Origin of the sequence: Nannocystis sp. RBIL2 (assembly GCF_026626745.1) — a bacterium.
Lineage (GTDB): Bacteria > Myxococcota_A > Polyangia > Nannocystales > Nannocystaceae > Nannocystis.
Map to the genome: position 1 here is coordinate 5118228 of NZ_JAPNJW010000002.1, position 12272 is coordinate 5130499.

9 protein-coding genes are annotated in these 12272 nt (G+C 70.6%); 6 read left to right on the forward strand and 3 right to left on the reverse strand.

What is annotated here, in order from left to right; genetic code table 11:
• Positions 1–157 precede the first annotated feature (157 nt).
• Together OV090_RS45240 and OV090_RS45245 are read left to right on the forward strand one after the other, a co-directional pair.
• The gene (locus OV090_RS45240; protein ID WP_267711196.1) at positions 158–676 is read left to right on the forward strand and encodes a hypothetical protein; all 519 of its coding nucleotides are present in this window, start codon (positions 158–160) and stop codon (positions 674–676) included.
• Between the two features lie 330 nt (positions 677–1006).
• Complete coding sequence (locus tag OV090_RS45245; RefSeq protein WP_267711197.1) at positions 1007–1609, forward strand: hypothetical protein; 603 nt, start codon at positions 1007–1009, stop codon at positions 1607–1609.
• A 3-nt stretch (positions 1610–1612) separates the two neighbouring features.
• Here the strand turns inward: OV090_RS45245 and OV090_RS45250 are convergent, their stop codons facing one another.
• Positions 1613–4249: a PAS domain S-box protein gene (locus tag OV090_RS45250; protein WP_267711198.1), complete on the reverse strand. Its 2637-nt coding sequence runs from the start codon at positions 4247–4249 to the stop codon at positions 1613–1615.
• 688 nt (positions 4250–4937) lie between these two features.
• On the opposite strand from OV090_RS45250, the gene OV090_RS45255 reads away from it, so the two are divergent.
• From OV090_RS45255 to OV090_RS45270, 4 genes are all read left to right on the forward strand, one after another.
• Positions 4938–6557, forward strand: a complete 1620-nt coding sequence (locus tag OV090_RS45255; RefSeq protein WP_267711199.1) for a leucine-rich repeat domain-containing protein — start codon at positions 4938–4940, stop codon at positions 6555–6557.
• Positions 6558–6668: 111 nt separating this feature from the next.
• A complete protein-coding gene (locus OV090_RS45260) occupies positions 6669–7211 on the forward strand; it encodes a hypothetical protein (RefSeq protein WP_267711200.1) in 543 nt (180 codons plus the stop codon).
• Between the two features lie 560 nt (positions 7212–7771).
• Entirely contained in the window at positions 7772–8095 is a 324-nt protein-coding gene (locus OV090_RS45265; RefSeq protein WP_267711201.1) for a hypothetical protein, read from the forward strand.
• Positions 8096–8114: 19 nt separating this feature from the next.
• Positions 8115–9731 (forward strand): hypothetical protein, encoded by a 1617-nt coding sequence (locus OV090_RS45270; protein ID WP_267711202.1) that lies wholly within the window; start codon positions 8115–8117, stop codon positions 9729–9731.
• A gap of 30 nt (positions 9732–9761) precedes the next feature.
• Here the strand turns inward: OV090_RS45270 and OV090_RS45275 are convergent, their stop codons facing one another.
• Positions 9762–10835 carry a hypothetical protein gene (locus OV090_RS45275; protein ID WP_267711203.1) on the reverse strand — a complete coding sequence of 358 codons (1074 nt, stop codon included), beginning with the start codon at positions 10833–10835 and terminating at the stop codon, positions 9762–9764.
• A gap of 1024 nt (positions 10836–11859) precedes the next feature.
• A complete protein-coding gene (locus tag OV090_RS45280; RefSeq protein ID WP_267711205.1) occupies positions 11860–12204 on the reverse strand; it encodes a hypothetical protein in 345 nt (114 codons plus the stop codon).
• Positions 12205–12272 lie beyond the last annotated feature (68 nt).

The following is a 12272-nucleotide window of genomic DNA, read 5'->3' on the forward strand; positions in this document are numbered from 1 at the left end:
CGCGGTGGTCGGCCACCCGCTCGTGGAGCTTGGCATCCAAGGAGATCATAGGCGCTCGCCAGCGACGGCGTCCGCGAAAAATCATCCGCGCACCCGAACACGCGGACTCGGCCGTCGGGCCGCAGCGTGGCAGTCGGCCATCTGATATATTGTTTCGGTGCGGGCGACCTTTCCTCATGGCTGGGTCTGGGTTGGCGGCGCGGGCGATGACGGCGCTGACGCGTGGACCTGCGGCGCCTACGGGGGCGGAGAGGTCCGGACCGCCACGCTCACAGGACGTGCCGGCACGCCGGCCCCGGAGCGGCGGTGCGTGCTCCAGCACGCGTGGCAGACCCGGACGAGCGCGAGCTACACCTGTCTCGGGGCGTCGCTGCTGCCGGGCCGCGATCAGCTTCGCATCGAGGTCGTCGACGGGCGCCCCCTCGGCGCCACGCTGACCGGCGAGATCCTCGCCGGCGCGCTGGCGGGGGCCGCAGCCTCGAATGTGCCGGGCGTGCTCCGCTTCGACCGCGCGCGAGTACTCCTCGTCGACCTCGACCCGGCCCTCTACCGCCGAGCGGCCCGGGTGATCGCGGAGCTGCTCGCCAGAAACCTCGCTGCGCTCTCGGAAGCGTCGCTCGGCGAGCGGACCGCAGCGCTGTGGAGCGCGGGTGATGGCCCGGGGAGGGGATCCTGAAGTCGGCGCGGTGGCGATCGTCGATCGGCTCAGCGATGAGGTCACGACAAGGTGGATTGAAAGTATAAAAGCATCTTTATGCATGTCCTCGAGGACATGATTCCTCGAACATGCTTGAATAGACATGTCTTGAAGGTCAATGCGGCCCTCGGGTCGCCTTGTTGCGAGCCGCACCGGGCGAGGGTGCGAGCGGCGGGTGCGAGGTTCGCCGCCGGCGCGCCGGCCTCGCCGCTGCGCGCGACGATGGCTCGCGGGCCGCCGCGTGGCATGAATGGCCTGAGGGTCGCAATCATCCGCCCCCTTCTGAGACCGCCTCGCGGAGGTTTCGCCATGTCGCTCGTGCTCGCCCTGTCCCTGGCCTCGGCCCCGCAGCTCGAACCGGTCGTGCCGGCCCCGATCGCCGACGAGCAGCCGGAGCGGGCGACGGGCGCCGCGTGGCTGGCAGCCGGCGCGCTCGCGGGCGCGACCGGCCTCGGCCTCGGCCTCGCTGGCGCGCCCGAGCTGGCCGCCCTGGAGCGCTGCCTCGAATGTCCCTCGCGCCTGCCTGCCACCCTGTTCGCCGCGGTCGCCCTCAACACCGCGAGCCTCAGCCTCCTCACCGTCGGCGCCGGCCTCCACGGCCGCGCTCGCGGCTCTCGCGGGACCTCGCGCGCGGCCGCGACGCCGTGGATCTCCTTCGGCGGGCTGGCCACCGCGAGCGGCCTCGTCATCGTCGCCGCCGGGCTCGGCTGGCAGTTCGCCGAGGAGGCGCGCGCCTCGGCGACCCCGTGGGCCATGCTGCAGGTCGGCCTGTCGAGCGTGGTCGCCGGCTCGAGCATGCTCGTCTACGGCCTGGCCTACCGCAAGTACGCGCCCGCCCGCGAGGTCCAGATCGCCCTGGTCCCGACCCTGGCGCGCGGCCGCGTGGGCCTCGTGTTCGAGGCCCGCTTCTGACGCCTATCGAGCCCGCCGCGCATCGCTGCCCTCCCGAGCCCGCCGCGAATCATCATCGCCGCTCTCCCCATTGCGATTCTCCCGAGCCCGCCGCGAATCATCGCCCTCCCCATCTTCCCCGCCCGCCTCCGCCAGCGGCAGCGTAAAGCGAAAGCTCGTGCTCGTATCGCCGCTCTCGACCCAGATCCGGCCCCCATGCGCCTCCACGAGCCCGTGCGCGATGTAGAGGCCGAGGCCCAGCCCTTCGACCGCCGCGACCGCGCGCGAGCGGTAGAATCGTTTAAAAAGGCAGTCGATCTCGGCGGGCAGCAGGCGCTGGCCCTGGTTGATGGTGGACACCATCACCTCGTGCCCGTGCGGTCGCACCTCGACCACGATCGGCCCGCGGGGGTCGCCGTATTTGAGCGCATTCGTCAGCAGGTTCTCGGCGATCTGCTCGATGCGAACCGCGTCGCCGCGGACGGGCGGCAGCCCCGGGGCGACGTCGAGCCGCAGCGAGCGGTCGGTGGTGTCGGCCAGCCGCGCCACCACCTCCGCGAGCACCGCCCCGACGTCGATCGTTTCGCGGCGCAGCGACAGCTGCCGGGCCTCGATGCGCGCCGCGTCGAGCAGGTCCTTGATCATCCGCTCGAGGCGCCCCGCGGCCGCGAGGATCCGCCCCACCGACTTCGCGGTCAGTGGGTCGCGCTCGCTCGCCCCGGCGCGCTCGATCGTCCGCGCGCACGCGTGGATCATCTGGACCGGCTGGCGCAGCTCGTGGGCCACCACCGCGGTCCATTGCTCGCGCAGCCGCTCGATCTCCTTGAGCGACGAGATGTCCCGAAGGACACATACCGCCCCCACCCGGCGCCCGTGCTCGTCGCGCAGCGGCGACGCGCTGGCCAGCAGCGGCACTCTCTGGCCCTTCCGCGTCTGCCCGACGCACTCCATGCCGATCGTCGTCACCCCCTCGCGCAGCGCCCGTGACAGCGGCAGCTCGTCGTCGGCCAGCGGCGCGCCCGTCGACTCGTACAGCGGCAGCCGCGACGGCGCGCTCGCCTCCTCGGCCGGCGCGAACTCGCGGGCGGCCGCGTTGAAGGAAATTTGTCCCCCGGCATCGACGAGGATCACCGCCTCGGGGATGCCGTCGATCGCGCCGCGCAGCCACGTCGTCGCCTGCGTCGTCTCGTGGTAGAGCCGGGCCGTCTCGAGCGCAGTCCCGGCGCGCGCCGCCAGCAGCTCGAGCGCCTGCTGATCTTCGGCGGTGAACTCGCCGCCGCCCTGCTTGTCGGCGAGGTAGAGGTTGCCGCGGCTGCGCCCCTCGTAGAGGATCGGCACCCCGAGGAAGCTGTGCATCGGCGGGTGCCCGGGCGGGAAGCCGATGCGCTCGTGGCTCTCGGCGATGTCGCGCAGGCGCACCGCGCGGGCCTGCAGGGCCACCGCGCCGAGCAATCCCACGGGCCGGGGCACGCGACCGATCCGCTCGGCCTGCTCCGAGGTCATGCCGGCGAAGACCCACCGCTCGAACGGTCGCGTCGGGTCGGTGCCGAGGCCCAGCGCGGCGTAGCGGGCCTGAGTCAGCGTCTGCGCCTGCAGCAACACGACCAGGAGGACTGCGTCGAGGTCGGTCTCGGGGATCCGCGCGACCGCATCGGTGATCGCGGAGGTCGCCTGGGTCAGCGACTCGAGCTGGACCCGGAGCCCGCGCTCCTCCGCGTGCGCCCGGGCGAGCTCGGCGTGGACCGTCTCGCGCCCGCCGAGGTCGCGGACGAAGCTCTGCACGCGCCCGTCGCACAGCAGGATCATCCGCAGCTCGGCCACCTGCCGGCTGCCGTCGCGCCGTCGCAGCGGGTACTCGCCGACGTGCGGCTCGCCCGGCACCAGCGCCGCGCGCACGCTCGCCAACCGCTGCGCCTCGTCGTCGGCCAGAAAAGCCGCCAGCGGCTGACCGACCAGCTCGGCGGGCGAGGCCCCGAGCAGGCGCGCCCCGGCCTGGTTGACCCGGAGCAGCCGACCGTCGTGGTCCGCGAGGAACACCCCGTCGTCGGCGTGCTCGACCAGCTCGTCGTAGTCCCGCTCGAGTTGGCGGCAGGTCGCCTGCAGCGAGTTCGTCTCCCGCGCGTCGCGCCACAGCACCGCCACCCCCGCGCCCTGGCCCCGCGCGCCGGGCAGCGGCACCAGCGTCACCGCCACCTCGATCCGGCTGCCGTCGCGGTGGAGCCCGACGTCCGCGAAGCTCACCCCGCTGCGCCCGACCCCCCGCGCCAGCCTGGCCGACAGCTCCGCGCGCCGCTCGGGCGCCACGACCTCGAGCAGCGACCGCCCGGCGATCTCGTCGCTGCGCCAGCCGTACAGCCGCTCGGCCGCGGCGCTCCAGCTCGTCACGGCCCCGTCGCGGGTCACGGTCGCAATGGCCTGCTCGGCCGCGTCGACCACCGCCCGCCAGCGCCGCGCCTCGTCCGCGAGCCCATCACGCTCCGCCTCGGCCCGCCGCGCCCGCCCGACCGCCCGCAGCGCCTGCAGGGCCAGAGCCGTGCTCGCGGTCGCCAGCAGCCCGAGCACCACCAGCGAGCGCATCACGGCCGACAGCACGATCGAACAACCCCACAGAGTCACCAGCAGCCTCGACCACCCGATCAGCGGCGCGCTGCGAGCACGCACGGAGCTGGGGCGGGTCGATCGCGCGGACGCTGCCATGAAACACGCACGGGGGGAATACGCATAGTTTGAAGCGAGATCACCCGAGGCGCGACGGCGCAGGCCTCGCAAGGCGCACCACCGGCCCCGACCGCACCACCGCCGGGCCTGGTGTGCCACGACCCCCTCGCGGACGGAGGCCCTTGCCGATGCAATTTCTCCGCGGCCGAATCACGACGGAGCTGTCATTCACCAGACTGCTCGTCTCCGTCGCGCCACCACTGGTGTCGTCCGGGAGCGCCCACCCGTCTGCAGCGGCCTCGCAAAGGCGGTATGCCCATGGCTGGCTCATCGGACAGGCCGCCTCGAGTCCGACGAATCCTCCGGCTCGCGCAGACCGATCGCCCGCGGCAGCCCTCGCATTCGCAATCATCAGACTGCTCGCCGAGCTGCTCCGGCTCGTCCTCAAGGCGCGAGCGACCGCGAAGACGACCGGTCCGAAGATCGCCCCCGACGAGCGCCGCCGCCCCGCGCATCGACCCCCGTGGGCCGACGGTCCCCCTCCCACCTGCACCGACGCCGGCTCCGCGAAGACTCCCGTCGGGCGCGCCTGGCCGGCCCGCCGGCATCGCCGCGTTCCGTGCCGGCGCGGCAGTGAGCTCGCGGGCCGAGCCGCGATGGACAGGCGCTCCCGTTCCGGCACCCTGATCGCATGCGTCGTCCGCTCCTCGTCCTCGCCGTGCTCCTCGCCTGCGGCCCCGACACTGCCAGCGACACCGAGAGCAGCGGCACCGCGGGGACGACCACCGGCACCGGCGGCGGCTCCGACAGCCAGGGCACCACCGGCGACTCTGCCACCGACTCCGCGCAGCCCACCACTGGCCAGCCCGCCACCGTCACCGGCACCACCGACACCGACGACACCACCGATTCCTCGTCCGCCACCACCGCCACCACGGGCCCGGCCGCCTCGTGCAGCGAGATCGTCCTCGCCGACCCGTCCATCGAAGAGTCCGTCCGCTGGCTTTTAAAAATTCCCGAGGGCCCGATCCCCGTCGAGGCCGCCGAATCTCTGGCGGTCCTCCACACCTCCAACGACGTGACCTCTCTGGCCGGCCTCGAGTGCTTCACCGGCCTCACCGACCTCGAGTTCGACAACGCGGAGGTCACCGACCTCGCCCCGCTCGCCGGCCTCACTGGCCTCACCGTGCTCTCGTTCAGCAGCAACCTCGTCACCGACCTCACCCCGCTCGCCGGGCTCGTCAACCTCGAGGAGCTCGACGTCGCCCGCAATCCGCTCACCGCCTTCGCCCCGCTCGCCGGCCTGCCGCTGCGCAGGCTTCGCGCCTCCGACACTCCCGCGGCCGACCTCGCAGGCCTCGGACAGGTCGTCTCCCTCGAGTCGCTGTCGCTGCTCGGCTGCGGCTACCAGGACATCGGCGAGCTCGCCCCGCTCGTCAACCTCACCCGGCTCGACCTGAGCGACAACCAGATCGGCGACATCTCCGCCCTGGCCGGCATGACCGCGCTCGGCGAGCTCCGGCTCGACGACAACGCGATCGTCGACCTCGCCCCGCTCGCCGGCCTCCCCCAGCTCGGCGAGCTGCACCTGCGCACCAACGCGATCGTCGACCTCGCCCCGCTCGCCGGCCTCACCCAGCTCACTGCGCTCCACCTCGATCACAACGCGATCGTCGACCTCGCCCCCCTCGCCGGCCTGTCCGCGCTGGCGCACCTCGACCTCACCGACAACCAGGTCGTCGACATCGGCCCCCTCGCGAGCCTCGGCGCTCTCTACATCACCAACCTCGATCACAACCACATCGTCGACCTCGCCCCGCTCGCCCTCCCGAAGTTGTACGAGCTCGACCTCGACGACAACGCCGTCGTCGACTTCGCCCCGCTCCTCGGCGCGCCCGCGCTCGGCCTGCTCTCCCTGTCGTACAACCCCCTGGGCGGCGACCTCGACGCCCTCGCCAGCCACCCGACCCTGCACCGCCTCGAAGCCGACTCCGCCGACCTGCAGGTCGTCCCCGAGTTCGCCACGGCCACCCTCCTGTCGCTGTCGCTGCGCGGCAACGCGATCGCCGACCTCGCGCCGCTCGCCGCCTACCAGGTGCTCCAGACCGTCGAGGTCAGCGACAACGACATCACGCAGATCGCCGTGATCGCGGACGACCCGTGGCTCAGCGAGTGCGACGACATCTACCTCGAGGGCAACCCGCTCGACGCCTTCACCTTGATGGTCACCGTCCCGGAGCTGTGCGCCGTCCCGATCCACCTCAACGGCGTCGCGGACCCCTCCTGCCGCCAATGCATCAGGCAAGGCTGACCGCGGCTCGACCACCTGGCTGACGACGCTCCGCCGCGTGACTTGGGGCGTGCGGACGTGGCAATGCTAACCCCGGCAGGTCGCCATGGGTGGCAAGCTGCTCTGCTCGCGGTGGCAATCACCATCGCCGCGGCCGTGATGATCCGGCTCACGGTCGCGTCGCGCGAGGAACCGTCAATCGAGCCGACGACCGAACGCAAGGAATTAGAGCCCACGGTTTCCCCATCGATCCGCGAAGCGACGTCGCCCCCCACTGCATCTGCGCTTGACGCTGCCCCGGTCGCGAAGCACCCGACCGCGGAACCCGAGACCTCGGCTCCGCAGGACCTCAACCCACAGACCCGCACGAGCCCACAGGCGAGCGTTGCGCCGACGAACACGCCCCGACCGCGCAAGCCGTCGACAGCCCCGACCTCGCCCCCTGCCAGGACCTGGGAGGCCCGCATGCACGACGCCGAGACGAGCGCGCGCAGGTGCCTCGAGGCTGCCGGGGAAAAGACTCGCCGCGTGGTCGTGACTCTGGCGCCCGGCGAGCCTGTCGAGTTCAACGTCCCGTCGGACTCGCCACCCGCGCGGTGTATCCGCGAGGCGCTCGCCAGCCACCACATCCGTGCCGAGACCCCCCGCCGCCACGTCTTCTTTGGTGCTACGTAAGAGCCCGTCATGCTGACGCGCTTCACGCTCGCTCTGACGATGCTCGCGCCGCCTTCGCAGGAGGCCGCCGACGCGGCCTTCACGCCGGAGACTTCCGCAAGGCGCTCGACCTCTTCCTCGAGCGAGCCGCCGACTCGAGCGTCCACCGCCCGGACGCACTTCACGGCGCGCACGACAGCCTGATCGCTCTTCACGGAACGACCGGCGAGGCCGAGCACCTTTGCCGCGCCCTCGCGCTGACCCGCGAGCTGCTGGCGAACGGGCCGTTCGCGGACTCGGAGGAGCGCGCGGCATGGACAGAGATCGAGGCCAGGGACGTCGACAGGATCGAGCGGGCCCGTGTCACCTGTGCCCCGGACAAGCCGCCCGCCGAGACCCCCGTCGGCCCGACAGACTCCCTTGCCAGCGAGTCTGCCGGCTCACAAGCCGCACCGATCCAGCCGCGCGAGTCGCAGGCGGATGAACCTGACGTCGACGCCCTGCTGCCGATGACGGGACGCCCACCCGCAGCCCCATCGACCACGCTGCGGCGGGGCCGCGAGCTGATGATCGCCGGAGGCGTGACCCTCGGCGTCGGTCTTGGTCTCGCCACCGCCGCCGGCGTCCTGGGCGGCCGCATGCTCGACATCTGGCGCGAGGCCGCCGCTCTGTACGAAGCGAATGGCCCTATTGGCCCCGGCGCAGTGGCCGACCAGAGCGCCGCTCTCGCCCGTGACTATCATCGGCTGCAGGCACCGATGCTCACGACCGCGGTCATCGGCGGGAGCGCCCTCGTCGTCGGTGCAGTGCTGACCGGCATCGGTGCAAAGCGCCTCGCGCGTGCAACGTCCCGCGCCGCTCTCCTGCCCGCACCCGGGGGCCTCGTCCTCCACGCTCGCTTCTGACGTGCTCTCCCGAGGCCCGATGTCCACGCTCCCCCGCTTCCTGACCCTGCTCGCCCCGTTCTGCCTCGCTGGTTGCCCGATCCCGGAGGTCGCGCACTGCGCCGACTACGACCTGTGCACCACTTCATCCGGCGCGACTGCCACGAGCACCGGTGGCGATCCGATGCCGCCGACCGGCGAGGTCCTGACCGTCACCAGCGATGGCGAAACGACGCCCACGGCCACGGCCACGACCACGCCCAGCACGACGGGTGACCCGGTGGTGCCGGCTGTGCTGTCGGTGATGTTCACGCCCGACCCGCTTGAGCAGGTCGGGATCATCAACGTCGAGGTCGTCGCCGAGAACGCGGACCAGGTCCGCATGGACCGCCCCGGCTTCGAGTCGGTCGAGCTGTCCAAGGGGCCCGACGAGCACTTCCACGGCGCCATCGAGATCCTCAGCGGCCTGTCCAATGGGACACATGAGGCGAGCATGGTGCCGCGCCAGGATCAGGTCGAGGGCGCGACCGAGATCGGCCACTACACGGTGGCGCTCCCGGAGGCCGGCTCCGAGGTCCTGTGGGACGTGATCCCGGACGACGGCCTTGGCCAGGTAGACGCGCTCGCCGTCCTCGGCGACGACGCGATCGTCGGCCTCGGCACGCTGTACGACGGCAACACCCCGCGCTGCTACATGCACCGCCGCAACCTCGACGGGAGCTACAGCGGCGCCGACGTGCAGGTCCTGTTCCCGGAGTACCCCTGCACTGCGGTCGACATCGAGACCCACGGGGAGACGATCGATCTGCTCGTCTCGGTCACCGGCGGCGACGGGCCGCGCTGGCGTGTGGCGTCCATGGCGTGGGGGCAGGCGCCGACCGTCCTCCGCACGGGCGAGAAAGACGAGGTAGCCAACGCCCTCGCCCGTGACGCGAACGGGAAGCGAGTCGTCTGCGGCACAGCTCCGTCGCCAGGGCTGATGGACAAGATCGACGGGCGGGTCTGGACGCTCAACGGGCCGACGAGCGAGCTCGACTACCGGCTTCCACCTGACGAGGAGCCGCACATGTTCGACGAGACCGTGATGGATTGCACGTTCCGCGGCGAGCAGATCGTCCTCGTCGGTGAGGTGTACGGGAAGCACGAGGAAGATTTCGAGGTCCCTTACCGCAAGAGGCCGTTCTTGCTCGAGCTTGACAACCAAGGCGAGGCGCACTGGACGGTGCCGGGGCTTGGACCCGGCAACACGACACAGGGAGGCGCAAGTGTTCTGGCGATCGACGATCAGGGCCGCGCCGTCGTCGGGCTCTACACCAGCGAGGACATGGGTGACCGGGAGCCGGAGCTGTGGATCTACGAGCCCGGTGGCGACCTCGCGTTTCCGCCAGTGACGCTCCCCGCGGACGTCTCGGTTCCGTTCGGCCTCACGTGGAGTCCGGCGGGGTACGCCGTCATCGCCGGGGCCCTCGGCACCGGCAATACACAGTTTCTTCTGCAGGGCTATGTGCCCGGCGACTACGCGCCCGCATGGACCTTCGCGAAGGGGAAGCAAGCCGGCCTGCACATCGCGTTCGCGGTCGTGGCCGCCCCGGGCGTCGTGGTCGGCGCCGGAACCGGCGCGGGCGGCTACCCGGCGTTCGCGTTCGTCAACCCTTGAGCGCAGTGACGACAGCCCACGGTGGGGGCTTTACTGCGGGATGAACTTCGAGCAGGCGGCTTCGACGAGGTCTGTCGCCTCGTCGAACCCCGGCCCGTAGTCCGGCTCATCCGGGCGAATCGAGTACGTGTAGGGGAACAGCTTCATGAGCTGACAGATCCGGTTATACGGCTGACATTTCTCGCCGTCCTGCACGCCGCCGATGCTGAACATGACCACGGACTCCTCGTCGTCCTTGGCGTCCACGATCGCCTGCGCCCAGTCGGCGGGTGTACCCTCCGAGTTGCCATCGATGGTCCACGTGACGAGCGTGGCGACGAGCAGCGCGTCATCGCGGAGGAAGCCCTCGTTGCAGCCGCCGGGGCCGTTCAGCTCCGGGCTCACCGCGTGGACCAGTGCCTCGCCGAGCAGGTCGCCGCCGTCCGTGCCGACCTTGGCGATGCAGGCGAAACTTTCGGACAGGTCAGGCGTGTCCCGCGTCAGGTAGCGGCGGCCGTCCGCGATCTCGCAGGGCTTGTTGGGGGCGTTCTCGCCGGCGTTGAACACCGCGCCCGCGCCCCAGGTCGTGTCGCACTCGGGGACCTTGCCGACCATCTCACACGGGTAGTCGTCTCCGGCCGGGCACTTCGCGGTGAAGGGGCCAGGACACTCCGCGTCGCAATTCGAGAAGCCCCACAGCGGATCGCCCTTGACGACCATGATGTGGTAGTCGAAGTCGGCGAACTTGCTCTGGATCGTCTCGAGGAACTTCGGGACCGCGTCGGCAAGCTGGGCCTGGACCGCGTCCATGTAGTCGTGGCGCGAGATCATGAACAGGAAGTCGATCTTCCCCTTGCAGCCCTCGGGCTGGACGGAGCCGAGGTCGTCTCGGCTGCCGACGTCGAGGATGAGCGTCGTCCCGCCGGGGCTCGCGCTGCCGCTGCCCGAGCCGGTCGACAGCTCGCCGCCCGTCGTCGACGTCGAGCCGCCGCTCGAGGAACTGGTGCCCGGGTCGGAGGTGGCCGGGATCGGCGGCGCCGTGGTGAACGGTGACGTGTCGGTCTGCGATGGCTGGCAGGCCAGCGCGAGACCGATGGCGAGGAGGGGCCGGGACCGTGGCCTCATGTTTTAAAAGGTAGCCCATGGCGCGCGGAGCGTCTACGAACCGACGACCGCGGGTCCCAACCACCAACACAATGATCAGCCTCCCCGGGCGTCGCGGCCGGCCGGGCCGGCGCTCCGCGGACGGCCGCGGACCGGCGCTTCGCCGCGCTGACGTGGGACCGACCACCCCGCCCTGCCTCGCAGGGCTCGCGGATCGAGCGACGACATGACTTATCGGACATAAACCAAAGACCCTGCTCGCGGCGGCTTGCCGTGCCGTTCCGGATCGCCTCCGGCGGCTCGCCCGGCACGTTAAAAAATAAATCGCCGCGACCGTCGCCGTCGAAATCGAACGATGACGTTCCGAACCGGCCGCAGCTCAGCACCCTGTTCAACGATCCCGGCGCCCAGCTTGAGCGCGCGGGGCACCGGCCCCGCGGTCGAGCATGGCACTTACGCGTCTTCCCGAGCGCGCGGGGTGGCAGTCTCACCGTGGCCGCCTGCAGGCGGGAGCGAGTTAGCCAAGGGCTTCGCACCAAGAGCTCGGTGCCGGAGTCGGGCCCGTAGGTAGTGCTCAAGCACCGCGATGAACAGAAAGGGGCCCACACCCCCGAGCAGAGCACTCACCCATATGGGTGTCCATTGGACTACGAACATGCCGAAGATCATCAACCATAAGAAGACGAAGGTACCGAGCCAGGGTCCCACGATCTTCCCAACGTCCGGCCGCTTCCAAAAGGCGAGCGTAGGCAAGAAGCCTAACGGCTGCGGCTGGTCAAGGCGGGCTGGTTCCTCTTCGTGTTCGCGTAGTGCGGGCGTTTTCATGGTTGCCTATCCCAACGGGCAGTCGGGTTGCACTCCTTGTTGCAATCGATACCGTCAACGTAATCGGCAGCGGCTAAACCTCCCAGGGTACAGGTCGGACAGGCAAAGCCAAAGGATCCACTGCAACATGCCGCGCCAGCGAGAGCCAACACTCCCTTCATCCCCCACTTGAACACAGAGCATGCCGGGTTCTTTTGGAGCGGGTCAGGCGGCAGCGTGCTCAGCCATTCTCCAACCTGCGCGTAGATCCGCGAGTCAAGCAAGACGGCCCAGAAGACGAGCATGACGTCCGGAGCGCCACGCGCGAGTTCATCGTGAATCGTCGGCGACGGCGGACGGCGATGCATTCCAGGAGATCGAGCAGGCGCGTCCTGACGAGTTGTCGGTTGAGCTTCAGCGAGTGGAGCGCGGCGGTCTTGCTATCACAGCCCAGTTTCGCTTCCAAGAATCCGGGGTCCCCGGCGAGTTGCAGCTCGACCTGTGGAATGGCGTCGCCGAGGCGCACTTCTCGGTTGACGGTGTGTCGCACGTGCGGCTCCGGCACGTGGACGGCGTTGAAGAGCACGATCAAGTTTGGTTGTCTGCGCCTTTAGTTCGGTGGCGGCGGGCGCGAAGAACAGTGCGAGCGCTAGA

Bases quoted from the DNA above. Each gene is read 5' to 3' on its own strand.
- OV090_RS45245 (WP_267711197.1), top strand. From the start codon at position 1,007: ATGTCGCTCGTGCTCGCCCTGTCCCTGGCCTCGGCCCCGCAGCTCGAA.
- OV090_RS45255 (WP_267711199.1), top strand. From the start codon at position 4,938: ATGCGTCGTCCGCTCCTCGTCCTCGCCGTGCTCCTCGCCTGCGGCCCC.
- OV090_RS45270 (WP_267711202.1), top strand. From the start codon at position 8,115: ATGTCCACGCTCCCCCGCTTCCTGACCCTGCTCGCCCCGTTCTGCCTC.
- OV090_RS45275 (WP_267711203.1), bottom strand. From the start codon at position 10,835: ATGAGGCCACGGTCCCGGCCCCTCCTCGCCATCGGTCTCGCGCTGGCC.